This window comes from Chryseobacterium pennipullorum, from assembly GCF_003384725.1.
Taxonomy (GTDB): domain Bacteria; phylum Bacteroidota; class Bacteroidia; order Flavobacteriales; family Weeksellaceae; genus Chryseobacterium; species Chryseobacterium pennipullorum.
This window is the reverse complement of sequence record NZ_QNVV01000001.1, coordinates 197768-224213: the sequence shown is the minus strand read 5'-3', so window position 1 is coordinate 224213 and position 26446 is coordinate 197768. Positions and strand designations below refer to the sequence as shown.

The following is a 26446-nucleotide window of genomic DNA, read 5'->3' as shown; positions in this document are numbered from 1 at the left end:
CCGAATAACAAAATAAAAAGAACATCAGATGAGTATAGTTGTTTTAATTATAATGGCCGTTACCTGTATATTCAGTTACATGGGTTTCAATAATATGAGTTTGTTTGAAAAATACAAATTCAATGTTGGGGCTATTGCCAACCGTAAAGAATATATAAGGCTGATAAGCTCGGCTTTTTTGCATGCGGATTTCATGCATTTATTTTTCAATATGCTTTCGCTGTATTTTTTCCAGGGTGTGGTTATTCACTTTTTTGGGGAAACAGGCTTTCTTATCCTTTATTTCGGGTCAATGATCCTTGGGAATCTGTTCAGCTTACAGATCTACAAAAAGCAGCCCTGGTATTCAGCCATCGGTGCCTCAGGTGCGGTTTCGGGGATTATTTTTGCTTCCATAGCGATGGCTCCGAATGAGATCAGTGTCAACTTTCTGCCGGGATGGCTGTTTGGTACCCTGTATTTCGGGTATTCTGTGTATATGATGCTGAATCCGAAGCAATGGGATAATTTGGGACATGCCGCCCACCTTGGAGGTGCTTTTTTCGGACTTGTATACTCTATTGCTTTGCACCCGCAGGTTGCGATGAGTAATATGCTTTTCCTCGGAGTAATGTCGCTTCCACTCATTTATCTGGGCTATCAGATCTTTGTGAGGAAACGGATAGGATAAAAGACTATTTTTGTAATAAATACCAAAACCAATGAACACATCAGAATTCAACAGTTTCATCGTGATACTTATCTATGGTTCATTGGTTTTGCTTTCTTTACTGAAGCTGACCAATCCCCTGAAGGTAAACAGAAAGGCCAATATATGGTTTGGAATCTTCCTCTTTCTGTGGTCTACATTCTGGCTGGATGAAGTCTTGCTGCTGATCACGGGTTCTGCTATAGAGTTTCATTCTCTTCTGCCGGTCCGCTTTGTACAGTTTCTGACTCCCATCGTTTTCTATCTCAGTGTTTTATTTTACACCAATCCCTCTTTTACATTCAAAATTTCGGGTTTAAAGTTTCTGATTCTTCCCGCAGCTTTTCTGCTTTGCATTATATTGGGACAATCAGGATACGAAGTTCCGTTTGAGAATCTCAGTGTGATCCTGATTCTCATTCAGGCGCTGTTTTATACCGGACTCTCTTATATTACCATCCGGAAACACCAGCGAAAGATCCAGCAGTTTTCATCCAACACGGAGGGAATCAATCTGAACTGGCTGGAATATATTATTCTGGTACTTTTTATGGTGAACATCATCTATGTGATCTATAATTTGTTTTATGATCCTAAATCCCTGAATTTCTTTATCAATACTACATTTCTTCTGGTTATCTATTTTGTTGCCTATTATTCTCTTAAGCAGAAAGAAATCTATCCTTTGGAAGAGAGGCAGCGCCAGGAACTGATTTCTATTGATGAAGATTCCGGTGATGAAGAAGTAAGAAGGAAACTGATTCCTGATGAAGAACTTTTAAAAATTAAAACGCAGCTTGAAATGATGATGGAAACTCAAAAACCATACCTGGACAGCGAGCTGAACCTTATCAAGCTGGCAGAAATGGTATCAGTATCCACTCACCATCTTTCATATGTCATCAATACCGGTTTTGAAAAGAACTTCTTCCAGTACGTCAATGAATTCAGAGTAGACTATGCTAAAATATTACTTAAAGATCCCAACAGCAAGTTATCCATTCTCGGAATTGCATACGAGTCCGGGTTCAATTCTAAAACTTCCTTCAATACCACCTTCAAAAAACTAACTGGGCAGACGCCTTCAGAGTTTAAAAAATAAGTTCCGTTTTATAAAGTTTTACTTTTTATTAGATGTAACATGTTGGTATTTAATGATTTGTATTTTTATTATTTTTTCATCATTAACCTGTTCGTTCAGATAACCCGGAACATATAAGCCCACTTTTCGCGATAGCTTTGTACCATAAAATTTAAACTTATGGACACCAAAGAATCTTATGCAGTGGTAACCGGAGCCAGCCAGGGACTTGGGAAAGCATTTGCTGAAAACCTCGCCAGGAAAAATATCAATGTAATTCTTGTCAGCCTGCCAGGGCAGAATTTAAAAGAACTTTGTGGCGAGCTTGAACAAACCTATCATATAAAATGTCATTATTATGAAACTGATCTTTCAGTACATGAAAATGTCATGAATCTTACTGAATGGCTCAACGGATCTTTTGATATTCATATTCTCATCAACAATGCAGGACTGGGAGGAACTAAAAAATTCACAGAAGCGACCCCTGATTATATCAATACCATTCTTCAGGTCAATGTGGCCGCTACTTCTCTTATTACCCATCAGCTGCTTCCCAATCTTTTGAAACAGCCGAAGGCTTATATTTTAAATGTCTCAAGCATGGCCGCATTTTCGCCAATAGGCTTTAAAACGGTTTATCCTGCTTCAAAAACTTTTATCCATTCATTTTCCAGAGGCCTGCATGAAGAGTTGAAAGGGACGAGCGTCTTTGTCAGTGTGGTGAACCCCGGTGCCATGAAAACCAATACAGAGGTATGCAAACGAATTGAAAAACAGGGATTCTGGGGAAAGCTTACCCTGCTCAATCCAGATAAGGTGGCCTCATACAGTATCCGGCAGCTCCTAAAAAAAGATTCTGTCATTATGGTAAACCCGATAAGCTGGCTGGTCATGAAAATATTGCCGATATGGATAAAACTTCCGTTGATGACCCAGGCTATAAAAAGAGAAATTGAGGCATGAAAAAAGTTTGTGTAACCGGAGCTACAGGGCTCCTGGGAACTAATGTTATCATTAAATTATTACAAGATGGTTATTCTGTTATTGCTCTGGTGCGCAAGAAAAGCGGCTGGCTGGGCGAAGAAAACAAAAATCTGAAACTGGTAGAGGTAGATCTTTCATCTGACCTTTCCTTTATGCTGGAAAACGTTGACTGCTTCATTCACATTGCTGCAGAAACACGCCAGGATCTCCTGGATTATCATGATTACAGAAATGTAAATTGTACCTTGTCTGCGCATCTGCTTACCCAGGCTGATCGGGCAGGGATCAAAAAATTTCTGTTTGTGAGTACAGCCAATACACTGGGATTTGGGAATACGGCTTTCTGGGGGACCGAAAAAGCTCCTCAGCTGTATCCTTTTACCCATTCACTCTATGCCCAAAGCAAGCTGGAGGCTGAAGATTATCTTCTAAAGAATTGTAGGAGTATGGAAGTCATCATTTTGAATCCTACCTTCATGATTGGCGCTTATGACAGCAAACCAAGCTCTGGAAAAATCATTTTCTGGGCCTGGAAAAAACGATTGGTTTTCTATCCGAAAGGAGGAAAGAACTTTGTACATGTGGGAGATGTGGCGCGAGGGCTGATCAATGCCATTGAAATGGGAAGAAGTGGTGAACGATATCTCTTAGCCCATGAAAATCTGAGCTATAGAGCATTCTTTACAAAAATAAACAGAATTACGGGCCAAAAACCGGTCATGATTCCGATACCGGATATGGTTTTGAGCTTCCTGGGAATAATAGGGGACGGATTGCGAAAATTAAAAATAAAAACAAACCTTAGCTCCTCCAATATGAAAGCACTGCAAATCCGTAATTATTATAGCAACAGGAAGTCTGTCGACGAATTAGGCATTCAGTACCAGCCTGTGGATGGAGCGATAAAGGATGCCATTCATTTTTTTGAACAAAAGAGAAGCGTTATTTAAAGTGTTTCAGGAACTATTTTTTCAGAAAGGTATTTCGGTAGTTTTTCTATGGCTTCTACAAGTTTTTCATTGTTTATTTTCTGGTCGCGCTTATCTTTAATATAATAATTGCAATTGGTGTAGAAAAAGTAAGCAAGGACCCGGTTGTAATCATCCAGCTTTTCATCAGCGATCATTGATAAAAGCTGTGTCAGAAATAATTTCAGATCTTTAGATTCAGAAATGGCCCTGCCCAGTCTGTAGATGTCACCGTAATAATGATTTTCAACAGGATTTTCCATTCTTAGGGAAATACCAAAGATCAGATCGGGAACATTAATATTCAGTTTTTCAAGCTCTTTGATGTAAGTTTGTCGTTGCTCTCTGGCATACCCATTGTCTGAGGCTCTTTCAAAATGATCGTTCATGATGTCAAGGTGAGACTTTAGAAAAACACTCCAGTTAGAAGTTTCTGCAGAAAGAAGAGCCATATAAATTCCCTGGTTCCTGGGTCCCTCGTCCTCGCTGCAAAATCCAACCAAAACTACGGATCTAAGGGAGTCAAGCAGGTTTTCCTTTTCATCTTTTGGAAGATTTCGCCAGTTTTCGGGAATGCCTTCACTGAGTCTTCCTTCCTTCGCCCCTTTCTTAAACTTGCTGTCGGAGGTATCAATTACACAGTCCGAATAGATGATTTGCCGGGAATATTTCGCGTCTAAAGGAATGGTTTTGAAGTTTTCAGGAAAATAGAATGCTTCAATATATTCATCCGAATATCCTGTTTTATCCCTGTAATAATATGCCCATCTATCCCGCACGGGTTTATTATAGCGATTTTTTTTATAATTGGTTTCTATGCGAATCCCCATGTTTTCATCAAGTGAAATTTCTCTTATTCTAGTAATGTCTTTATGGTTATAATCCTGGCTTTTTGTTTTTACTAATAAGATATCTTTCCTTACCATCGCATCAGGATATTTTTTGATAAATTGTTCCAAAGAAATACCCATGTCCATATCCTTTTTAGCACTAAGAATTTCTCCGGATTTCATGACCACAGAATGGCCTTTGGTCTGAAGCTGGGAATAGAAAATCTTACTGAGATCACAGGCTTTGTACTTTAAATTTAATGAATCAACAATCTTTTCAAGCTGGTGCATGGTTTTTTCACTATAGATCAGCCCGTTTTGATAGGTTTTATATTCCATTTGAGCAGATATAGTGCAACTGATTAAGATTCCTGTAAGCAGGGCCATTTTTTTCATCATAAGAGCGGTTTAGTTTTGCCTATAACGGAATATGTGTTTATTTATTTCCCGGTCATCTCGAAAGAATTTCCAGGCCTTCCTCCAGCATTTCCACAAAGTTAACCTGCTTTGTGGAGTTGCTTTCAAAGATAAAATCCTTCATGCTTTTACTTTCATATTTACTGAAATCACCAACGATGGCCAGACCAATGCGGTAGTTTGAGAATTTCTGGAGTATTTCGCCGGCAATTTTTGTTTTCAGGTCAAAAAATTCCGGGGTAATGTTTTTCTCGTAAAGGACTATTTTATCAAAGCCCTGATAATAGATATTTCCCATCAGGTCAAGGCCGTCCTGTGCAGATTGGATCAGTATTTCGTCGGAAATGACTTCTGCTATCTCCGTATTATTGATATGGTGTGATTTGATTAACATTGCTTTTTATTGAATTGTTTTTTTCATGTCATTTAGAAAATGGTCATGAGGAAAGGCATCCCCCTGATTGGTGAGCGCTATAATACAGCTGTTGTGCTGCAGATCTCGCCAGAACAAAGCCCTGAACCCGCTGAGGCCGCCGGTATGAACGGCTGTTTTTTTTCCATGCTTATCCTCTACAAACCATGCAAATCCATAATTTGACACTGACCCGTTAGTGAGTTTTGAAGGAGCATACATACGTGCAGTATTGTCTTTATTAACCAGAGTGAAATTTCGTAAAGCCTGATCAAAGGTATAAAGATCTTCCGGTGTAGAATAGATGCCGCCATCACCTGTGGTGAGAATAGAATAATCATCAGGTTTTTTCTTGCGGTCATATCCTAAAGCCCTATTTGGAATGGCTGTAGAAGCCTCATAAACATAGGTGTGGCCCATCTTCAGAGGCTGGATGATCTCCCGATGGATAAAAGTACGGTAAGACACCCCGGAAACCTTTTCTATCAGCTGGGAAAGGATAATATATCCGCTGTTGCTGTATTTGAACTGGCTGTCTGAGGGGAACTCAAGGTTTCTAAGACTGAAAAGCCATTGAATGACATCCTGATTGGTCAGTCCTTTTTTTTCAAAAAGATCTTCATAATCCCTGATCCCTGAAGTATGATGCAAGAGCTGTCTTATGGTTATGTTTTTGGCATAATCAGGAAGCTCAACATAACGGGATGCCTTGTCGTCATAATCTAAAAGACCTTTCTGCTGCAGCATCATGATCGCTGTAGCGGTGAAAGATTTGCTTAAAGAAGCAATGTAGAAAGATGTATTTTTATCTGATTTAAGATTTTTCTCCATACTGCTGAACCCCAAAGCTGTATCACACACAATCTTACCCTCTTTAACGACAATGACAGAACCGTTGAACGCTCCTTTACGATAATAATCATCCACCACATCCTTAGGATACTTTGTACAGGAGGTCACCAGGAGAATCAGAGATATCCTGAGGACTGTATGCAAAATGAGAGCTTTCATAGATCGGGTTTTTATGGAAATAAAGGTACTTATTTCCTTCCATAAATAAACCTGTCATTCCCAGATAAATCTTTCAATAGCTCAGCGTTGGAAAAATGCTGGTATAATTCCAATGTTTCCGGTCCCAATTTTTGATTGATTTCTAAGAATAAGAGTCCATGATCTTTGAGGTACTTTTTAGAATCTTCTGCAATTTTCCGGTAAAAGATAAGTGCATCAGATGTAGGGGAGAACAGGGCCATTTTAGGTTCAAATTCCTTAACGGAATCCGCAATGTCAACCTCCTCTTCAATGCCTATATATGGTGGGTTTGAAATGATGATGTCATACCGTTCCGGCAGATCAAAATGAAGATAGTCGGTATGAATAAACTGTATCTCCAGCTGATGATAAGCTGCATTGCGTCTGGCCGTTTCCAGAGCCTTTTCAGAATAATCGATGGATGAAACCACCGCATCAGGAAAATGCTTTTTTAAAACCAAAGGGATGATGCCGCTTCCCGTTCCGATATCCAGTATTTTTAAAGTTTTTGGTACCTTTTCTTTATCATTATCTGCTGAATCATATCTGGCTTCTTCACTCCATCTATAATCCAAACCTTTAGATTTTAGATGCCGATACATTGCTCTGGAAATGTATTCTTTGATTTCAAGAATAGCCATTTCAAGAAGTTCTTCCGTTTCAGGGCGAGGGATAAGCACGTTCTCATCTACAAAAAACTTCATTCCATAGAATTCAGTCTCGCCAAGGATCTGCTGGTAAGGTCTGCCGGTCTTCAGTTCAGAAATAAGGTCTGCCAGTTGTTTTTCATCCGTAATGAGAAGTTCCTGATCCGAAAACCTCCGCTGGTGGAAGCTGTCGAAACCTACAATTTTTTGGACAAAAAGAGAAGACAAAAAAGAACTTTCCGACTCTGTATAAAGACCGGAGAGCTCTGTTTTGAAATGTTTTTTAAAAGCTGAAATCGTCATCTATCTTGTAAATACCAGTTTTGTATCTGTAGATTGGTCTTCATCTATTCTATATCCCTCATAGTTAAAGGCTTTTACATCCTCCAGGGTTTGTGCATTATTTTCAGCACAGAATCTTACAACAAGACCTCTTGCGTGTTTGGTATAGACGACGATGGTTTTAAGCTTTCCTTCTCTCAGCTCATAAAATTCGAAATCGATGACGGTATGGTTTAATTTTTTTCTGTCGATTACTTTTCCATATTCATTGCTGGCCAGATGGAGAAGAATCTCTCCTTTTTTCATCTCGGAGTTGAGCTGTGCCGTGATTTTTTCTCTCCAGAATTCATAGAGGTTTTTGTATTGATCGAATTCAAAATGACGGCCCATTTCCAGGCGGTAAAGCATCACTTTATCAGACGGTTTTAGAAGACCATATAATCCGGAAAGCATTCTATAGTTTTTCTGAAGATAATCTACTGCACTTTTATCAAGGGTTTTGGCATCCAGTCCCCGGTATACTTCTCCCGTAAACGCTAACAGGGCAGGAGCAGATTCCTTTGATGTAGGTTTTGCTTTCCACTTTTGGTTTCTTTCCCAGTTTTCATCAGCCAGCTTTGGCGAGATCTCCATCAGTTCAGAAAGATATTTGGGTGATTTTTCTTTTAAATACGTTTGTATAAATGCTGCCTCATCAATGAATTTCGGACTGGTAGATCTCAACAGATCCGTTGAGTTTTCTACATTCATTAATTTCGCAGGTGATGTTACAATTTTCATAATGTTACAATACAGATAAGTGTTTAATATCAAGCATATTCATCATCATCAATGATATAAAGTCAATCATAAAATGACAGATCATCAAAATCTTAATATTTGAATATAGTTTATAAAATATAGCAAAAACGACCCCAATAAAGAAAGGAATAATGACCTGGCCTATGGTTCCGTAGGTACTGTGTAGAATGCCGAACAGAATTGCTGAAACTAAAATCCCTGAAAGTGGGCTGTTGTACATTTTCTCAATCCTGGGCTGTATATAGCCTCTCATCAGGAGTTCTTCTACAGCACCCGCCGTAAAGCATGTAAAAATAATTAAAAAATAATTATTTTTAAGAAGGGAACTTATCTCAAAAAGTTTACTGCTCATCTTTTCCTCAGTGAAAACCTGAATGGCAGCGCCCAGAAAGGCACCCCCCATGATACAGATAAAGTATAAGCCAACAATGGTTTTTATGAAGAATGCTAACGTATAATTTTTTTCCTTCTTCAGCAAAAAATGACCTTTTTCAACACAATGCGTGTACAGAAAAATGACAAGCAAAACGAACCATAGGGCAATTCTGCTGAGTGAAAAACTAAATGCTGTCATCTGTTTTATTCCCGTCATCATATACAGGACAGGGAAAATATACAGCATTACTGCTGCCAGAAGTATAAACGTAAGTAAAATCCCTACAGCATATTTTCCATTAAGTTGCATTGCCATCCGTCCGATCTAAACCTTCGACCCCTCTTTCTCCTAAATAATTCCTTTCCCCTGACGGATAATATCCGGTTCTCCGGAAGTGAGATCAACAATAGTGGAAGCTACATTATCCCCATATCCGGAATCAATGACAATATCTACCAGATGGTCATATTTTTCCGCAATGAGTTCAGGATCTGTAGAGTATTCAATAATCTCATCATCATCTCTGATGGAAGTGGAAGCGATCGGATGCCCAAGTTTTTCAACGATAAGCTGGGGGATCGGATGATCCGGAACACGGATACCTATCGTTTTATGACCTTTGTAAGCCAGAGGCAGACTTTTGTTCGCGTCAAGAATGAAAGTAAACGGTCCTGGAAGGTGACTTTTCAGAAATCTGAAAACCGAAGTTTCAATAGGTCGGGTAAAATCTGAAAGATGGCTCAGATCATTACAGATAATAGAGAATTTTGCTTTTTCCAGTTTCTGCTTCTTCAGTTGAGCCAGCTTTTCCATGGCTTTTATATCAAAAATATTGCAGCCAAGCGCATAAATCGTATCTGAAGGATAGATAATCAGCCCACCATTATTTAGGGTTTTAATGACCTCATTCACAAGATTTTCCTGTGGGTTGTCGGGATAAATTTTTAATATTTTTGCCATAAAACAAAGATACAAATAATAAAATAGTTTTTATAAAAGTCCTTTATTTAAAAGAAAAATTAGGATTTTTGAAAATTATTCGTACCTTTGCAATCCAATATCGCGGGATGGAGCAGTAGGTAGCTCGTCGGGCTCATAACCCGAAGGTCATCGGTTCGAGTCCGGTTCCCGCTACTAAGCAAGTGTTGTCGGTAAACACTTTAAAAATACACCGCGGGATGGAGCAGTAGGTAGCTCGTCGGGCTCATAACCCGAAGGTCATCGGTTCGAGTCCGGTTCCCGCTACTAAGCAAGTGCTGTCGGTAAGCACTCTAAAAATACACCGCGGGATGGAGCAGTAGGTAGCTCGTCGGGCTCATAACCCGAAGGTCATCGGTTCGAGTCCGGTTCCCGCTACTAAGCAAGTGTTGTCGGTAAGCACTCTAAAAATACACCGCGGGATGGAGCAGTAGGTAGCTCGTCGGGCTCATAACCCGAAGGTCATCGGTTCGAGTCCGGTTCCCGCTACTCAACGAGAGAAGTAATAGTAATATTGCTTCTCTTTTTTGTTATAGTTCACCCATCAGTAGTAGGAGAAATTCAGGATCAGGTACAAAAGTTGTGGGGCCTGGCAAAAGCTTGAGTTAATGTGAATAGAAAAAATAATATAGGATTGTATACCAATCACTGTTTGACTCTGTAAAATAGTATTCACCGACTGAAGAGAGATGATTTCGATTGTAGCGTATAAGTAAAAGGATTAACCACAGATAACACTGATTTTCACAGATTTTTGAGCACAAATTTTAAGGGAACTCTGTAGCAGAGCCATGGGAAATAGTTGTAAGTATTCTATAATCGACCTAGGAATCAGGAGCGTTAAAAAAATTGATCTTGAATCCGTTAAAAAATTTCCAGTGTCTGAGCATGGCCACCCTATTGAGTCGAAGAACCAATGCTGAATCCATGCGAGTTTGGAAATTTTAGGAGACAAGGTCAATTTTTAGCGGATGATTCCAGTCTTGAATTTTTGTATACTTTTGCTTCAAGGCAAAAGTATAAATAGAAAATATCCTTTTCTCCCCACAACTTTTGTACCTGATCCAATAGAAAGACCTTTCCATTTTCTATACGCCCGCCTCATACAATGGCCGCAGGGACGGTAATTATTTTGTAACGCTTCTTCTTCACTTTCAAAGAAAACCCGGTTCTCCTTTTTCATCCGTTTTCCCGATCGGCAATGGAGAAGCCCATAGATTTTAAGTTTTTTATTTCCGCCCAAACAAATGTGCTGTTTTCGGATTTTACTTCTCAGTTCAGGGGGCAATAGTTGTGAGTGAGGTATCATACTTTTAAAATAAAAGATTGGACTGCGGCTGAAGAAGCCTGGTGAAGACGAAGCTAAATGGAACTTTACTTTTAAATCAATACTAATTACTTGTGATATACTGCCTGATAATCACATTCCGCCTTACTCCTCCATCCTTTCAGATCCATCAAATTACTGAATTGCATCATGAAAAATGATTCCTAAAGCATATCTTTTTCCTTTTTTCACTTCACTCACCCCATGCTTCATATTGACCCTGTAGTACCCTTTGGTTCCTCTTTCAGGTTTGAAATTCGTGGTGAAAATAAGGATATCCCCTTTTTGTGGTTTTAAAACAATGGCTTTTGACTGCGCTCTGGGAACCTGCTGAGTCAGCACAAATTCGCCACCTGTGAAGTCTTTACCAGGCTCACTCAACATCATTACGGCTTGCATAGGAAAGTAAAGATCACCATATAAATCCTGATGCAAAGTGTTGAAGCCTCCTTCGCCATATTTTAAAATAAGCACAGTCGATTTATGCTGACCATTAGCGTGGCATTGCTGTAAGAAGGCTTTGTGATCTGAAGGGAAATCAAGTTGAATGTTTAATGCCTTGAACCAGGAATTGGCGATAGAAGCCAGATAAGGATACAGATGCGTCCTGATGGTCTGAATCAATTGAGGCAAAGGATAATTGAAATACTTATATTCCCCGAGTCCGAAACGATGCCGCTCCATGACAACGGTTTTACGGTAGAGATCAGACTGGTCATATCCTGATTTCAGTATTTCACATTCATCATCTGACAGGATACCTGAAATAATTGCATAGCCATTTTTGTGCATGGATTCTGTAATATGCTGCCAGTCTGAGTTTTTGATTTTATTCATGATATCTTTCATTGTTCTGCTTTTACAGGACAAAGTTCAGAAGCCGGCAGCAGGAATACAATCCGAAACGTGCGGTATTTCTTAATAAAAAACAGAAGGAAGATCTGTATGGATTGTATAAATTATAGTCGTTATTATCTATTGTATTGCACTTTTAGAAATTGGAAAGCGAAAGCTTTAAGTTCCGCCTTTTCTTTTCTGGTGAAACATATCTGTTGTCTGGACTAGTGAGATAACTGTGATCTGGATCATGCGGACAGTCCTGTTTAAAGGTAATTTTGCGCTGTTAATCAAAATAAATAACGATGAATTACACCATTAAAAAAGCAAATCTTGAGGATCTGGATGAAACTGCAGAATTATTCAATCTTTACCGGGTCTTTTACAGACAGGAATCTGATGTAGAAAAAGGAAAAGCATTCCTTAAAGAACGGTTTTTAAACAATGAGTCCGATATTTTTCTGGTCCTGGTAGACAGTAAGGCTGTTGGTTTCGTACAGCTTTACAAGCTATTCCATTATACAAAATTACAGAAGCAATGGTTGTTGAGCGACTTATTTGTACATCCGGATTATCGGGGGAAAGGACTTTCTGTAGCCCTCATCGATCGCAGCAAGCAATGGTGTGTAGAAACAGATGCTTGCGGACTGATGCTGGAAACCGAAAAGACCAATGATATTGGAAATACATTATACCCCCGTTGCGGATTTGAATATGATGGACTCCACAATTACTACCACTGGTGGAAGTAATATGAAATAATAGGTGCTTGCCGGTTGTTACCGGTACGTAGAATTATTTCTACAATTCCCCGAACTTAATTCTACAGGTATTCTTTTAACAGCGTGAAGCATAGCCTTATTTTTGTAAAGCTCTACAGATCGAGGGTAGGACAGTTGATCCTGTAGAGCCTATGCAAAATTGTCTCCGCCTATTTTCTACTTTTTCCCCAAAGTTTTATGATTAGTACCACAAAACTGCTTTTTTTGGCGGAGATTTTTTTGCTGAATAGTAGAACCGCGTTTGCGGTTCTTTTTGGGTATTAGTAGGGGTTGAAAATGCTCTGCCTTCATCCACTGATCGTATTCTTAAGACTTTTACAACCTAAAAAGAAGATTCAGTAAGTCTTGCTCATAAGGAAACAAAGAAGGCGGTAAAATCCGTACAGTATAAATAAAAAAACAATTTAAAGAAAAAAAAACCTGCTTTAAAGAAAAACAGGTTTATTATATCATTGATGTCAGAATATTATTGAGCCAATTGAGCATAAGGAGTAAGCTTGTTGTCATCAGACATAGTCTGCCCCAAAAATTCTCTTTTCTGATCCGCTTTCATTCTCCCTACAGCATCGTTGGCATTGAAGTAAGCTTCACTCAGTTTGGTAGCAATATCAGAAGGTTTAAAATCAAATTTAGTATCACCTTCTACACCCAGATATCCGTTCTTTCTTGTAAGGTTGGTAATATAATTATTGTAGTTGATCATTGTACCTCTCAGCATATTGTTATGGTATTCCATACATTTCTTGGCTTTTTTAGACGAATTGTTCAGAATACAGTTTTTCATATTATTTCTGTACAGATACCATTCGGATTCCAGAATGCCATATTCTTTCCCAACCATAATTTTACCGTTCGTTACAATATTATTGTCTCCTTCTTTTGTCGCAATCGTCTGAAGGTGCTGTATAACCAACGGAACTGTCGCTTCGATTTTTGATTTTGTATCTTTTAATATGCTGAGATCCGCAGCCGGAGATTTTTTCTTTTGGGCCGTAGTGACGTTAAAAATAAGCAGTAATAGTACAATCAGTAAATTATATCTTTTCATGAGAAATTTTTAAAGCACTAAAATAAATATAATTTCCCGTTTTAAACAAATTCATTTTAATTTTATTTAATAAAAATTAACAAGTTTTAAGAATTTTCATTAAAAATGATTTTTTTTCTGCTGATTAATCAAGTGATCATATAACCATTATACCGGTTTATACTATTTTTTGTTTATTTATTGTGTTGGTTTTCATTTAGTTATGAAAAAGATCTCTTTTATCACTAAAAAAATAGTTGTCTGAATGAAATTTATTTCTACATTTGTATAACTAACTTCTTAGTGATACGAAATGTAACAATGGCTATCACATGAATAAATGAAAGAATATGAAAATTCAGACTTTAACAAAAGCGGAAGAACAGGTCATGCAATATCTATGGAGAATAGAAAAAGGATTTCTAAAAGATGTTCTGGATCTTTTCCCTGAACCCAAGCCTCATACGAATACAGTTTCTACCATTTTAAAAGTATTAAAGGACAAAGAGTTTGTAGACTATAGGGTACACGGAAGACAGCATGAGTATTTTCCATTGGTTTCCAAAGAACAGTATTCTGGAAAAACGATGAAAAGCCTGGTGAAAAACTATTTTAAAGGTTCGTATAAAAGTGCTGTTTCATTTCTGGTAGAAAAAAATGAAATGACCGTAGAGGATCTTGAAATGCTGTTGGATGAACTAAAAAATAAAGACTGATGACCATGGAAGCAATTGTACTGTATTTTGGAAAAGTAATTGTATGCTCTGGTGTAATGTTTCTGTATTACCAGTTGTCTTTAAAAGACAAGACATTTCATCATTACAACAGATTCTACCTTCTGGGCGCAATGTTGACAGCATTGCTGCTGCCACTGGTAAAAGTGGAGGACTTTACCATAGAGGTGAGTAATGATGTGTATATGTTTCTTGATAAGATTCAGAATTTTAACACCGAAAAAAGACTAGACAATGGTAACTTTTATTTTAGCATTATTTTTTCAGCTCTGGGACTGGTTTCTCTCTATTTTTTAGGGAAGCTGACTTACGGAATTTTTAAGATCCGTACGTTTAAAAAGCAGTTTCATAAAGAAAGTTTTGACGGGATCAACTTTTACCGTACAGATCTGACCGAAGCTCCCTTTTCCTACTTTAAAAATCTCTTCTGGAAGAATACCATTACCCTGGATTCCCCGGCAGGAAAACAAATTTTAAAGCACGAAATGGTACATATTGAACAAAAACATTCGTTTGATAAGATCTTTATTGAGATCATTACCTCTGTTTTCTGGTTCAATCCGTTTTTTCATATCATTAAAAAAGAAATTAATCTAATCCATGAATATCTGGCTGATAAAAAAGCCGTAAAGCATTCGGACACCAAAGCATTTGCGCAGATGCTTTTAGCAAGCCACTTTTCCGGAACACAGTTGCCTGCCACCAGTCCGTTTCTAAGTTCAAACCTTAAAAAAAGACTTAAAATGTTACAAAAACCAAAAACTAAATTCGGGTATGCGCGAAGAATTTTTGCATTGCCGGTTGTATTTACCTTGGCATTTGCTTACCTCGTTAATGCAAAAAATAATGAAATTGAAGAAACCAATCTTACTCTTAAAAAAGCGGTTTCTGAGATGCAGAAGGATACGGTACGACCTGCAAAAACAGAACAGAAGGATAGCAGAGAACCCCAGATCATCAATTCTGACCATGACAAAAAACTGGCTGAAATTGAGAAGAAGATGGACAAAAAAGGGAAAGAACTGGATCAGTTAAAGCCAGGATCAAATGCCTTTAATAAAAAAGTGGAAGAAATCAACAGACTGGCTGACGAATTAGGTAAAATTGCCTCAGAGAAAGCTATTCAGGAGACCGATAAATACTTCGATTCTCCGGAATGGAAAAATCAAATGCTTGCTCTTGAGAATATGGAAGTAGATGTAGATGTTCCTGAACCGGATGTTGCTCCCGGTGAAATTCCTTCTGTGCCTAAAGCTCCGGGTGCTCCAAAAAGCCCGCGAATCACTTATAAAAACAATACGGTGTTTTATAAAGACCTGAGCGCTAAAGAGAAGAGAGAAGTACAGAAAGCCATGAAAGAGGCCAAAAAAGCGATGGAGCAAGCCAAAAAGGCGATGAAGGAGGGTGAAAAAGCACGAAAGGAAAGTGTGAAAGCTAGATTGGAAGGCGAAAAAGCAAGGATAGAAAGCTTAAATGCTCTGAAAGAGGGTGAGATCGCAAGAAAAGAAAATGAAAAGGTAAGGATTGAAAATGCAAAGGAAAGAGAATTCTTTAAGGAAGATCAGTTTAATAAGATCAGCAATCCACCTAAAGTAATCGTAATGCAGGCAGACTTTATAAAAAGGGATGGCAAAGGAAACATCGCGATGAACGGGATTAAAAAATTTAACGTCAGCGGTATGGATAATATAAAGTATTTTATAGACGGAAGAGAAGTTCCTCAGGCAGAGACACAAGCACTAAAGCCTGAAGATATTGCCAGCATTCATGTTTTCAAAGAAAATAAAACAGGAGATAGGAAAGGCGAGATAAGAATTAAGACAAAGAAATAAAGTTCAACATAGCTTTGTCAGGACCCTACTGACAAAGCTTTTTTTTCTTCATTATGAAAAGTAAAATTCTAATTTTTTTGGTACTGGGAGTAGCTGTCAATGCCCAGATTAACAGATTCTTTTATGAGTATACCTTTATTCCTGATTCCCATAACAAGGAAGAGGTGAAAAAAGAAATGATGCTGTTGGATATTGATAAAAACGGATCAAGCTATTACAGCCATGATAAATTTGTTGCTGATTCCACGGGAAGGGCAGAGCTGGAAAAACAGCTGAAATCAGGGGGTGGAAATATCAGTATCAACAGGCGTGAAAAGCCCGGACAGGTTTCGTATAAAGTTACCAAACAGTATCCTGAGATGACGACCTTCCTTTACAGAAGCATCTCTATGGACAAGTATAAGATAAAGGAAGATAAAAGACAGGAATGGAAAATTCTGCCTGATCAACAAAAAATAGGAGAGTACAATGCCCAGAAGGCAACCACCAGCTTTGGCGGAAGAGACTGGACCGCATGGTTTACGACCGATATTCCCTTTCAGGACGGGCCCTATGTTTTTTCAGGATTGCCGGGACTGATTGTCATGATTGAAGATTCTACCGGCTCTCACAGGATGACTGTCGTCGGTAACAAAGCAGTAAAAGCTCTGGATTCCGAACAGGATCTTCAGCTGCCCGAAAATGTAAAAGTATTGGGTATAGGGGGAAAAGAAATTGAAGTGACAAAAGATCAGTTTAAAAAAGCGTGGAAAGCATACGTTAATGATCCGACTAAAAACATGAGGGAAATGATGATGAAAAATGGAGGAGATACTCCTTCAAAAGTAGTCTTTAAGGTAAAAACAGCAGACGGAAAAGAAATCTCAGATCCTAACCAGGTTTTCAGGGAAATGGAAAAGAGAACGAAGGACCAGCTTCAAAAAGACAATAATCCGATAGAGCCGGATCTGGTGAATTAAAATGAAATTATTTAGTAATAGACAGGACAGCATTCAGTGGTGTCCTGTTTTCTTTTTTAAGGGTACATCTTCAGGGAAAGGCAATTCACTGAAAAGACATGTTCTTTAATGTAAATATGCTTACCTTTCCGGAAACTTAAGCTAAATCCCCATAATACCCTTACTATATGATGACCGAAAAGGAAAAATGCGCAGCAGGAATTTTATACAATGCCAACCATGACAAGGAATTGATCCGGGAAAGGATTTTCTGCAAAGATCTTTGCCAGGAATATAATGAGATAAAGAATTCTGATGCCGAAAGAAGAAATGAAGTGATCCGGAAAATTTTAGGAAGTGTAAAGGCCAATATCTGTATAGAGCCTGCTTTCTGGTGTGATTACGGTTATAATATTGAGGTGGGAGAAAACTTTTATGCCAATCATAATCTTGTTATTTTAGATTGTGCAAAGGTAAAATTTGGTGACAACGTTTTCATTGGTCCCAATTGCAGTTTTTATACCGCAGGCCATCCGCTTGATGTACGACAGAGAAACGAAGGACTGGAATATGCCCATCCCATTACTGTGGGGGATAATGTCTGGTTCGGGGGTAATGTTGTCGTTCTACCCGGAATCACGATTGGAGATAACGCCGTGATAGGGGCAGGGAGTGTAGTGACCAAAGATATTCCGGCCAATACCGTTTCGGTAGGCAACCCCTGTAAGGTAGTCAGGGAAATTGTGACAGAAAACTAATCTGACTTTAGTATAGAAGATTGATCTATAAAAAATAGGATCCCGGCACCAAAGGTGCCGGGATTCTTTATCGTGTAGATGATAAAATCTGATCTTAAGATAATTTCTGAGAATCTGCAATGAACTGAGCCAGTCCGCTGTCTGTTAACGGGTGCTTTAGCAAGCTCAAGATTGGAGGAAGCGGAGAGGTGATTACATCAGCCCCGATTTTAGCACAGTCGATAATGTGCATGGAGTGACGGATAGAAGCAGCCAGAATTTCAGTTTCGAACATATAGTTATCGAAAATTAATCTGATTTCCTGAATAAGGTTTAACCCGTCTGTAGAGATATCATCTAATCTTCCTAAGAAAGGAGATACATACGTAGCTCCTGCTTTAGCAGCTAAAAGTGCTTGTCCAGGAGAGAAGATCAAAGTACAGTTGGTTTTGATCCCTTTGTCTGAAAAATATTTTAAAGCTTTGATGCCATCTTTGATCATTGGGATTTTCACAACGATATTCGGGTGGATAGCAGCCAATTCGTCTCCTTCCTTGATCATTTCTTCATACGTTGTAGAAAGTACTTCCGCAGAAATATCTCCGTCTACAATTTCGCAGATCGTTTTGTAATGGTTTTTGATTGCTTCAGCTCCCTGGATTCCTTCCTTAGCCATTAATGAAGGGTTGGTGGTAACACCATCTAAAATTCCAAGGTCTTTAGCTTCTTTGATTTGCTCTAAATTAGCTGTGTCAATAAAAAATTTCATTTCGTTAAATTAAATAGATTTCTTCCAGCAAAGATAGGGGAATTAATTGAGTTCTGGCATATGATTTTTAAGGTATCAGTTAGATGCCCCAATGCCTTTCAGCCTATAAAATTTCTGGTTTGGTAAGCAGTAAGAGAAAAAAATGAATACGTTTATTACCCATTTTCTTATTTTTACATCTAGCAACCAATCACCAACCACCATCAACCATCACCCAGCAACTATCAACCAACTATCAACCATCAACTAACATCCACATGAAAAACAACAGCTTCACTGCAACTCTTGAGATCATCGGAATTAACCCATTTGTTTTTGTTCCGGAAAAAGTCCTGGAGCAGATATTTAGCGATTCGGGGAGAACAAAAAGTCCCATTCCGGTAAAGGGAATGGTGAATGGAAAAGAATTTAAACAGAATCTGATGAAGTATCTGGGGGAATGGAGACTTTACATCAATCTGCTGATGTTGGCAAACTCTCCTAAGAGAATTGGGGAAGTGATTGAGGTGACGCTTGAATATGATAATTCGGACCGAAGCATTTCTATTCATCCGCAGCTGGAGCAGGCTATTAAAAATAGTGATCTTGCTGCTGCCAATTTTGAAAGATTAAATCCTTCTCATCGGCTTGAACTGGTTCGTTATATCAATAACCTGAAAACAGAAGCCGGCATCCATCGTAATATTGAAAAGATCATCCGTCATCTGCAGGGAGAAACGGATTTTTTTGGTAAAAGAATAGAGTAGAAGATACAAAAAATTCCGGAAATAATTCCGGAATTTTTATTATGAATTTAAAGCTTTGCTCAACTTTAAAGCGTCCTGATTGGTAGGGTCATATTGCAGTGATTTAGCAATATGTTCCTTAGCTTTGGCAGGATCGCTCTGCTGTTCTGCAAATGCAATATAAAAGTAGGCATAAGCAAGATTCTTTTTATTTTGCTCTACCTCTTCAGGTTTTACTGTAGCAATATATTTTTCATACGCCAATTTTGCATTGGCATCATCTTTAGAGGATTGATAGGCATACGCCTGGCTGTAATAAGACGGAGCCCAGTCCGGTAGTAAAGCTGATATTTTTTTCCATGTATCAATTGCGTTGGGCCAGTCTGAGGCTTCCTGATAAGCGGCAGCTAGCTTAGATAAAGATTCTGTATCTTTTGGATTGGCCTCAATCTGTTTTTTCAGGCTGTCAATAGTTGGATTACCAGACTGGCTTGCTGTGGTGGTAGCCGCTGTCGTTTTGGTAGTATCCGTTTGTGTGGTCTGAGCACTCATAAGACCTGCAGTTCCTACAAACATTAAACCTAAAAATAAACTCTTGATATTAACTTTCGACATTTTCATAATCTTATATTTTAAAATTCTGTAGCATAAAATTCAATAATAATTCCATAAAAGTTTAAATTTTAGAAGCTTTAAGCTTTTTTAGAAAATATTAACGAGTTATATGTTTTTTTTAATTTAATTTTTGATTCCTTGGCGTATCAGTTTTATCTTTGTCTCGCAACTATTTTTTTTAAATCACTTTAATATCACTTGTATGAACATCATATTAGCGTCAACATCTACCATTTTCGGTGGTGAATATCTGGAATACCTTCGGAAAGAATTAATCCCTTTATATAGCGGAATAGACGAAATTGTCTTTATTCCTTTTGCCAGGCCAGGTGGTATTTCACATGATGAGTACACAGCCAAGGCACGTTCTTTTTTCGAAACCATGAACATTAGGGTAAAGGGCCTTCATGAATTTGACAATAAGGAAGACGCTTTAAATCAGGCAAAAGGATATTTTACAGGGGGTGGCAATACCTTTTTACTGGTAAAAACATTACATGAAGAAGGGTTAATCTCCGTTCTCAAAGAAAATATATCCAATGGAAAGGCCTACCTGGGATGCAGTGCCGGAAGTAATATAGGCGGTCAGAATATGAAAACCACAAATGATATGCCCATTGTTTATCCGCCAAGCTTTGATTGTATGGGGCTGGTACCGTTCAATATCAATCCCCATTACCTGGATCCAAATCCGGACCTGAAACACAATGGGGAAACAAGAGAAATGCGTATCAAAGAATTTCTGAACCAGAATGATATTAAAGTTGTAGGACTCAGAGAAGGAAACTGGATCAGAAGAATAGGCGATATCATTACTGTTGAAGGAAGTGAGCTGACAAGGATTTTTGAAAAGGATAAAGACCCCTACGAAATAGAAGCGGGGAGCAGACTATAATGACCCGCGAAGCTATACAACGCTTTACAGAGCGTAATATGAAGAACTTTTCGGTCAACAGTACAGGCTGGAATGGCATAATCAGACAGTTGCTGTTTGAATTTGCTGTTTCCGGATGGGATATAAACCATGATGTTTTCGGAAAAGAAAAATCCGGGGAATTACGGTGCTCTACCTATTCTGAAAATCCTGAACTGAATGCTGTTATCAAAAACATTACGACAAAATACCTCAATCTTTCCGTTAAAACCTGCGAAATCTGTGGAAGTGAGGGCAAACCAAGAGTTGTACAGTCATGGCAGACCACCTTGTGTCTTACTCATTACCTGGAACAGCATCCTGCTATCGAAATCGACGGGGGACTCAATGTCAGCATTAAAAATAAGAAGCTGCTGAATTTAAGGGAGATCGTACAAGCTGATATAGAATATGATCTTCAGAAAATATGGCTTTATACAGAAATGCCGGCAGATGATGCGCATGCGTTCTGCTTTTCATGGCAGGAACCTAACTATTACCTTCTTTTGAAAACAATTCCAGGCGATCTGTTTCCTGAAGACAGACAGGAGGAGATTTCAAAACTGTTTCAGAATCTGAAGAACTGTGAAATATGTGGTTACACAGCAGTTCATCAGAAAAGCTGTCTGCGCTGTCACCATGAAGAATGGAATGATTCAGGATTCCTGGCTGATGATTACAGGGAAAGATCAGAATACATCAAAGCCTGCCAGATGGATATCTTTTTAGATGAAGATAATTATGAAAAATATTTTAAAAGGGACCGGTCGTTTGAAAAGTACCCTGATCATCAGATTCTTTTCTGCCATAAGGATCTCAGGGCATATCAGTAGTTTTTATTTTACTTATATTTGGTCAGAAATTAAATAAGGAAGGGCTCGAGATTTTGCTTTGAAAATCTTTAAAAAGGCCATTCCAGATGTATGACTACCAAACTGCAATGCAAATGAAAAAAACACTGGCTGTTCTCGCCTTTTCGGTACAGATGGTTTCTGCTCAGAATATGGCCCAGAAATTGGAAAAAGCAACCAAAGACCTGATGGATTCTTCAGGAGCCCTGGCATCCAGCTTATCATTTTATGTCTCGGATGACAGTGGCAACTTTATATATGAGTACCAGGGAAGCAAAGGACTTTCAACAGCATCTACTCAAAAAATTTTCACTGCCGGTGCCGCACTGGAAACTTTGGGTAAAAACTTTACTTTTACCACCACTTCCAGTTATTCGGGATCTGTTTCAGGAAATGTTCTGAACGGAAATCTTTTTATCAGCTCCAATGGTGATCCTACCTTGGGAAGCTGGAGGTATGAAGCCTACAAGCCCGAAAGTTTTAAAAAGAAACTGACAGAAGCGATTAAAAAATCAGGCATTACAAAAATAACAGGGGATCTGATTATTGATGATTCCTATTTTGATCACCAGACCATTCCCGGAGGCTGGCCATGGGACGATCTTGGAAATTACTATGGTGCAGGAGTCTGGGGACTTAACTGGAGAGAAAACCAGTTTGATATCAATATCAATGGGACTGATTTCAAAAGCTTTTCCTATCCTCTGGAAAATGTAAAGTGGCTGAATGATCTCAGAACAGGAGGAAGCTCAGATCAAAGCCTGATATTTACCGCACCCCATTCCAATGTTGCAATGATTAACGGGATGCTGCCGTCGGGAAAAACAGTAACGGTTTCCGGAGCAACTCCCAATCCTCCGGTACAGCTGGCAGCCGAAGTACAGCAATGGCTGAAAGAATCGGGAATTGAGCTCTCTGGAAAAGCAGTCACCAATTCTCAGCTTGAAACAGAAGGAAAGCAGGTACTGGCAGCCCCTAAGAGTAATATGCTGATGACGTACCAGTCTCCGACTCTGGATAAAATTGTATTCTGGTTTTTGAGAAAAAGTGTTAACCTGTATGGAGAAACCCTTATCAAAACCCTGGGAAAAGAAAAAAAAGGAAATTCCAGTTTCAAAAGCGGAGTTGCTTACCTGAAAGAATTCTGGAAATCAAAAGGAATCAACCCGAACCTGATCAATTTTGCTGACGGAAGCGGCTTGTCTCCTCAAAACTATGTAGCCGCGAAAGCGGAAGTACAGGCTCTTTTATATGCAAAAAAACAAGCTTGGTTCGAATCTTATTATGACGGATTTCCAGTTCAGGAAAACGGGATGAAGATGAAAAGCGGAACGATGAAAGATACCAAGTCCTTCGCCGGATACCATACTGCCAAAGACGGAAAAAAATATGTGTTTTCAATTATTATCAACAACTATCAGGGAAGCGGAAGTGCCGAGCTGCAGAAAATCCTGAATGTTTTAAAATAAAATAGCCTTGGGGAAATCCATACTTGCCAGACTGAATAACTGGATTATTTTTGTTGTGATGACTACATTGGTGATCGCCATCGTAGTATCTTCCACGTCATTGATTAATTTCCTCAGAAAAGAGGAGATCAAAAGGATCAGTCTTCTATCCAAAGCAATCAGGATCCAGCAGGAAGTAAAAACTCCGGATACGGATGTCCTCGATCTGCTGCCGGATATTCTCAATATCAACAATACCATTCCTTTTATCGTAACGGATAAATACCGGATTCCTATTCTTGATCTCGGGTACTACAGGAATATTCCTGAAAGTACAATAAAAAACCCTGAGAAGCTCCACGATCTGATGGCGAACATGGAGAAAAATTACACTCCTATAGAGATCAAAGTACCGGATGGGAATAATCAGTTTGTGTACTATGACAACTCCAGAATGCTTAATAATCTTCGCTACTCACCTTATATTCTAGGCTTATTCATCCTCTTGTATTTTGGCTTTACCTTCTGGTTCTTCAGGACCATAAAAAAAACAGATGAAGGCTATCTTTGGGCAGGGCTGGCCAAAGAAACGGCCCATCAGATCGGTACACCGCTATCATCAATGATAGGCTGGATGGAAATTATGAAAATGGACAATCCGGAATCGGAAGGGGTGCACGAAATAGAAAAAGATATTGAAAGATTACGGACCATCTCTGAAAGATTTTCAAAAATAGGTTCAGTTCCAGAGCTGAATGATATGAACTTCAATGAAACGATCCAGGAAAATTATGATTATTTAAAAACCAGAATCTCCAGAAAAATTGATTTTACCCTGCAGCTCCCTGCCTATATCGTTCTGGTTCCGCATAATAAGATCCTGATGAGCTGGGTTATCGAAAACCTTGTGAAAAATGCGGTAGATGCCATGAAGGGAGAAGGAAGCATTACCCTATCGGTTTCTGAGCGCAATAAAAGTATTCTGGTTGAGGTAAAAGACAACGGAAGCGGAATGACCAAGCAACAGGCGAGAAATGCTTTTAAACCAGGATATTCTACAAAGAAAAGAGGATGGGGACTTGGCCTGTCACTCGCAAGAAGAGTTATTCATGAGTACCATAACGGAGACATCAAAATCTCACAGACAGAAGTAGGAAAGGGAAGTACTTTCAGAATAGCAATTAGAAAAGAATAAAAGAGAAACTGATCCTCACATGAGAGGAAAAACTGATGGTATTCATCTTTAAGGAAAACCAACTCTCTTTTTATTATATTTTTGCTTTGAAATCCAAGGTTTGTCCGGTCTCGATCTCAATATTCAATAGCAACGGTCTTAGCCTGTTCACCTCTTATAGAAAATCAGTGATCGGCTATATTCATTATGCATAATGATCCTGTACTAAGGTAAGAAAAGACATAAATAAAGGCTGAACCTTTACGGATCAGCCTTTATTTTTATTTTTTACCGGTCAGCCACTGGTTCTGCAGCTTCAGCTCTTCAGGACTTGGATTGGCTTTAAATTTAAGCGTTTCCATGGTCATTTTGTCGAGAATAGCTTTTCCTTTCAGGTTCATCTTTTCTTTCTTTCCTGCATTATCTCTCAGAATCGTTACCGTAACTTCCTGGCCGTCTTTGATAGTCTGGGCATAGCCGATAAATTCCTGTACGTTTTTGATATTGACATTCTTCCCGTCTAAAGCAAGTACCTGATCTGTGATTTTAAACCCTATACTTTTGGCAAACGGTGATAAAGCAGAACTTTCATCAAAGGCAAAAGCATTGTTTTTTTCATCAAAACCGGTAAGGTTTGGATTTTTAATAAACCAGAAAATTGGTCGGCTTTCCTGTTTCTGAACCTCTACACCCACCATATTAAGGTATTCTGCATAAGGTGTCGGCTGATTTCCTGCAATATATTTATTATAGAAATCCTTTACCTGTGAATAGCCGGTGACTGTTACCAGCTCATCAATTAATTTATCATCCTTGAAAGGCTTGTTTTCCCCGAATCGCTGTGACAGTTTTCTGATCATATCACGGTAGCCCATTTCTCCATTGGAAAGTTTTCTGAGCTCAATATCCAGGCACATGGCCAGAAGTGCTCCTTTCTCATATACATTCCGGTACTGATCCTTATAAGGCTCTTTAAGAACATTTTTGCTCATTACCGTAAACGGCATCGTATCATCATAATTTTTGGAATTGGCGATTTTTTCACTCATTCTCTGAAGAAATGCGTCCTTATCGATAAGGCCTTCCTGAATCTGGAATAAATTCGCAAAATATTCTGTTCCGCCCTCATACATCCAAAGGTGCTGGGACATTTTCGGATTGGCATAATCAAAATAATGAATCTCTTCAGAATGGGTTTTCAACGGATTTACCGTATGGAAAAACTCGTGCGAAACCACATCCGTAATCGTATTGTCGATCGCATCTTTCGGCATACCCTCAGGCAGGACTACGCTGGTGGATTCGTGATGTTCCAGCGCTCCGAAACCTTTGATGGCCGGTCCGTCACCACCAGAGAGGTAAAGCATGATCGCATACTTTTTATTGGTGTTCATATCCCCTAAGAATTTCTTTTGGGCAATGACCATTTTTTCAAGATTGTCTTTGAAATCAGCTGCCTTATATTTTCCTGTTGGAGAATAAACACCCAGCACCAGTTCCATTCCCCCAGCGTTGAAGGTAATGTAATCCGGTTTTGTGTACATCAGTGGAGAGTCGGTCAATTTAGCATAGTTGGCTAAAGTAAACGTATCGGTGGATTCTGATTTATCCTGATCTACCAAGGCAGTGGTTCCATAGAAATCCGTCGGCTTCTGAATCACCAGCTGATAAGGAACATCCTGCATATTATCAATATATCCGACAAATCCATGGGTATTGATCATGAATACTTTTCCCTGTTCAATATCCGTTCCCGATGGGGAGAATACCGCTTTATGCTTAGAAGTATCCGTTTCCTCATCAAAACTGTCGTTCACCAGATAAGAAATTTTGCTAAGGTTCTGAGCATTTTTTAAAGAATAGGTGTTGTCATTCACTTTTGTATACGTAAGCTCTTTGCCTTTATTGTCATAAAACCTGATCCCTTCTATGAATCTTCCATAATCATCTACGGAATAGGTGCCGGGAACCGTTTGTGGAAAATGAAACTTGATATCACCGGATTTCATTTTCGGAAATTCCATGGTAACGGCTACTTTATCATCTTTTACATTGACAAGATCGATGGTGGTTTTTATAGACTGGGCATTCGCTAAAAAAGCGGCAAAAAGCCCTAAGCTAAGTGCTGTTTTTCTCATTAGGTTTAAATTTATAGTTAAATAGTTGTTGTTTTTTCCATTTTGTTACGTCATCAAGTATTAAACTTTTCTTAAATTATTTCAATAAAAGGAAAAAGGC

At 38.8% G+C, this 26446-nt stretch carries 27 protein-coding genes and 4 tRNA genes; 18 read left to right on the top strand and 13 right to left on the bottom strand.

All coding sequences use genetic code 11. The annotated features are described in order from the left end of the window. The first annotated feature begins 28 nt into the window (after nt 1-28). From DRF67_RS01050 to DRF67_RS01035, 4 genes are all read left to right on the top strand, one after another. Complete coding sequence (locus tag DRF67_RS01050; RefSeq protein ID WP_115925979.1) at nt 29-670, top strand: rhomboid family intramembrane serine protease; 642 nt, start codon at nt 29-31, stop codon at nt 668-670. Between the two features lie 31 nt (nt 671-701). After that, nucleotides 702-1790 (top strand): helix-turn-helix domain-containing protein, encoded by a 1089-nt coding sequence (locus DRF67_RS01045; protein WP_115925978.1) that lies wholly within the window; start codon nt 702-704, stop codon nt 1788-1790. 159 nt (nt 1791-1949) lie between these two features. Next, nucleotides 1950-2735 carry an SDR family NAD(P)-dependent oxidoreductase gene (locus tag DRF67_RS01040; RefSeq protein WP_115925977.1) on the top strand — a complete coding sequence of 262 codons (786 nt, stop codon included), beginning with the start codon at nt 1950-1952 and terminating at the stop codon, nt 2733-2735. Further along, nucleotides 2732-3706 (top strand): NAD-dependent epimerase/dehydratase family protein, encoded by a 975-nt coding sequence (locus DRF67_RS01035; RefSeq protein WP_115925976.1) that lies wholly within the window; start codon nt 2732-2734, stop codon nt 3704-3706. Before DRF67_RS01040 ends, DRF67_RS01035 begins: the two co-directional genes overlap by 4 nt. Here the strand turns inward: DRF67_RS01035 and DRF67_RS01030 are convergent. Genes DRF67_RS01030 through DRF67_RS01000 form a run of 7 tightly spaced genes read right to left on the bottom strand, consistent with a single transcriptional unit; the run spans nt 3703 to nt 9481 of the window. After that, nucleotides 3703-4953 carry a hypothetical protein gene (locus tag DRF67_RS01030; RefSeq protein ID WP_123912689.1) on the bottom strand — a complete coding sequence of 417 codons (1251 nt, stop codon included), beginning with the start codon at nt 4951-4953 and terminating at the stop codon, nt 3703-3705. The two genes, DRF67_RS01035 and DRF67_RS01030, sit on opposite strands and share 4 nt — an antisense overlap. A 52-nt stretch (nt 4954-5005) precedes the next feature. After that, entirely contained in the window at nt 5006-5365 is a 360-nt protein-coding gene (locus tag DRF67_RS01025) for a DUF4180 domain-containing protein (protein ID WP_115925974.1), read from the bottom strand. A 6-nt stretch (nt 5366-5371) separates the two neighbouring features. Then, the gene (locus tag DRF67_RS01020) at nt 5372-6394 is read right to left on the bottom strand and encodes a serine hydrolase domain-containing protein (protein WP_115925973.1); all 1023 of its coding nucleotides are present in this window, start codon (nt 6392-6394) and stop codon (nt 5372-5374) included. Between the two features lie 29 nt (nt 6395-6423). Beyond that, complete coding sequence (prmC, locus tag DRF67_RS01015) at nt 6424-7365, bottom strand: peptide chain release factor N(5)-glutamine methyltransferase (protein WP_115925972.1); 942 nt, start codon at nt 7363-7365, stop codon at nt 6424-6426. Continuing rightward, entirely contained in the window at nt 7366-8124 is a 759-nt protein-coding gene (gene yaaA / locus DRF67_RS01010; RefSeq protein ID WP_115925971.1) for a peroxide stress protein YaaA, read from the bottom strand. 4 nt (nt 8125-8128) lie between these two features. After that, nucleotides 8129-8836: a CPBP family intramembrane glutamic endopeptidase gene (locus DRF67_RS01005; RefSeq protein ID WP_115925970.1), complete on the bottom strand. Its 708-nt coding sequence runs from the start codon at nt 8834-8836 to the stop codon at nt 8129-8131. Between the two features lie 33 nt (nt 8837-8869). Further along, a complete protein-coding gene (locus tag DRF67_RS01000; RefSeq protein WP_115925969.1) occupies nt 8870-9481 on the bottom strand; it encodes an L-threonylcarbamoyladenylate synthase in 612 nt (203 codons plus the stop codon). 101 nt (nt 9482-9582) lie between these two features. Between DRF67_RS01000 and DRF67_RS00995 the strand changes: the two genes are divergently transcribed. The 4 genes from DRF67_RS00995 (at nt 9583) to DRF67_RS00980 (ending at nt 9988) form a co-directional block, all read left to right on the top strand. Further along, nucleotides 9583-9655 (top strand) — tRNA-Met (locus tag DRF67_RS00995). 38 nt (nt 9656-9693) lie between these two features. Beyond that, nucleotides 9694-9766 (top strand) — tRNA-Met (locus DRF67_RS00990). A gap of 38 nt (nt 9767-9804) precedes the next feature. After that, nucleotides 9805-9877, top strand: a tRNA-Met gene (locus DRF67_RS00985). A 38-nt stretch (nt 9878-9915) separates the two neighbouring features. Then, a tRNA-Met gene (locus tag DRF67_RS00980) sits at nt 9916-9988 on the top strand. A gap of 517 nt (nt 9989-10505) precedes the next feature. On the opposite strand, the gene DRF67_RS00975 is transcribed toward DRF67_RS00980, so the two are convergent. Both DRF67_RS00975 and DRF67_RS00970 read right to left on the bottom strand, forming a co-directional pair. Beyond that, nucleotides 10506-10808: an Ada metal-binding domain-containing protein gene (locus DRF67_RS00975; protein WP_115925968.1), complete on the bottom strand. Its 303-nt coding sequence runs from the start codon at nt 10806-10808 to the stop codon at nt 10506-10508. A 153-nt stretch (nt 10809-10961) separates the two neighbouring features. After that, entirely contained in the window at nt 10962-11675 is a 714-nt protein-coding gene (locus DRF67_RS00970; RefSeq protein ID WP_185142036.1) for a 2OG-Fe(II) oxygenase, read from the bottom strand. Nucleotides 11676-11968: 293 nt separating this feature from the next. Here DRF67_RS00970 and DRF67_RS00965 point away from each other — a divergent pair, with 293 nt between their 5' ends. After that, nucleotides 11969-12415 carry a GNAT family N-acetyltransferase gene (locus tag DRF67_RS00965; protein WP_115925967.1) on the top strand — a complete coding sequence of 149 codons (447 nt, stop codon included), beginning with the start codon at nt 11969-11971 and terminating at the stop codon, nt 12413-12415. 496 nt (nt 12416-12911) lie between these two features. On the opposite strand, the gene DRF67_RS00960 is transcribed toward DRF67_RS00965, so the two are convergent. Next, nucleotides 12912-13493: a hypothetical protein gene (locus tag DRF67_RS00960; RefSeq protein WP_115925966.1), complete on the bottom strand. Its 582-nt coding sequence runs from the start codon at nt 13491-13493 to the stop codon at nt 12912-12914. 329 nt (nt 13494-13822) lie between these two features. On the opposite strand from DRF67_RS00960, the gene DRF67_RS00955 reads away from it, so the two are divergent. The 4 genes from DRF67_RS00955 (at nt 13823) to DRF67_RS00940 (ending at nt 17734) form a co-directional block, all read left to right on the top strand. After that, nucleotides 13823-14188 (top strand): BlaI/MecI/CopY family transcriptional regulator, encoded by a 366-nt coding sequence (locus DRF67_RS00955; RefSeq protein ID WP_115925965.1) that lies wholly within the window; start codon nt 13823-13825, stop codon nt 14186-14188. Nucleotides 14189-14193: 5 nt separating this feature from the next. Beyond that, nucleotides 14194-16038, top strand: a complete 1845-nt coding sequence (locus DRF67_RS00950; protein ID WP_115926280.1) for a M56 family metallopeptidase — start codon at nt 14194-14196, stop codon at nt 16036-16038. 53 nt (nt 16039-16091) lie between these two features. Next, entirely contained in the window at nt 16092-16997 is a 906-nt protein-coding gene (locus tag DRF67_RS00945) for a GLPGLI family protein (RefSeq protein ID WP_115925964.1), read from the top strand. A gap of 167 nt (nt 16998-17164) precedes the next feature. Next, entirely contained in the window at nt 17165-17734 is a 570-nt protein-coding gene (locus tag DRF67_RS00940) for a sugar O-acetyltransferase (protein WP_262511394.1), read from the top strand. 94 nt (nt 17735-17828) lie between these two features. On the opposite strand, the gene fsa is transcribed toward DRF67_RS00940, so the two are convergent. Continuing rightward, the gene (gene fsa, locus DRF67_RS00935) at nt 17829-18482 is read right to left on the bottom strand and encodes a fructose-6-phosphate aldolase (RefSeq protein WP_115925963.1); all 654 of its coding nucleotides are present in this window, start codon (nt 18480-18482) and stop codon (nt 17829-17831) included. Nucleotides 18483-18739: 257 nt separating this feature from the next. Here fsa and DRF67_RS00930 point away from each other — a divergent pair, with 257 nt between their 5' ends. Continuing rightward, complete coding sequence (locus tag DRF67_RS00930) at nt 18740-19228, top strand: YdeI/OmpD-associated family protein (protein ID WP_115925962.1); 489 nt, start codon at nt 18740-18742, stop codon at nt 19226-19228. 39 nt (nt 19229-19267) lie between these two features. Here DRF67_RS00930 and DRF67_RS00925 read toward each other — a convergent pair whose 3' ends face one another. After that, nucleotides 19268-19828: a tetratricopeptide repeat protein gene (locus DRF67_RS00925; protein WP_115925961.1), complete on the bottom strand. Its 561-nt coding sequence runs from the start codon at nt 19826-19828 to the stop codon at nt 19268-19270. 196 nt (nt 19829-20024) lie between these two features. On the opposite strand from DRF67_RS00925, the gene pepE reads away from it, so the two are divergent. The 4 genes from pepE to DRF67_RS00905 all read left to right on the top strand — a co-directional run bounded on the left by pepE (nt 20025) and on the right by DRF67_RS00905 (nt 24229). Then, nucleotides 20025-20717, top strand: coding sequence for a dipeptidase PepE (gene pepE / locus DRF67_RS00920; protein WP_115925960.1), 693 nt, complete (start codon nt 20025-20027; stop codon nt 20715-20717). A gap of 38 nt (nt 20718-20755) precedes the next feature. Then, nucleotides 20756-21568, top strand: coding sequence for a hypothetical protein (locus tag DRF67_RS00915; RefSeq protein ID WP_115925959.1), 813 nt, complete (start codon nt 20756-20758; stop codon nt 21566-21568). A gap of 113 nt (nt 21569-21681) precedes the next feature. After that, nucleotides 21682-23055, top strand: a complete 1374-nt coding sequence (gene dacB, locus DRF67_RS00910) for a D-alanyl-D-alanine carboxypeptidase/D-alanyl-D-alanine endopeptidase (RefSeq protein ID WP_185142034.1) — start codon at nt 21682-21684, stop codon at nt 23053-23055. 7 nt (nt 23056-23062) lie between these two features. Continuing rightward, nucleotides 23063-24229 (top strand): sensor histidine kinase, encoded by a 1167-nt coding sequence (locus tag DRF67_RS00905; protein ID WP_228435701.1) that lies wholly within the window; start codon nt 23063-23065, stop codon nt 24227-24229. A gap of 260 nt (nt 24230-24489) precedes the next feature. Here DRF67_RS00905 and DRF67_RS00900 read toward each other — a convergent pair whose 3' ends face one another. After that, nucleotides 24490-26346 (bottom strand): M61 family metallopeptidase, encoded by a 1857-nt coding sequence (locus DRF67_RS00900; RefSeq protein WP_115925958.1) that lies wholly within the window; start codon nt 26344-26346, stop codon nt 24490-24492. Nucleotides 26347-26446 lie beyond the last annotated feature (100 nt).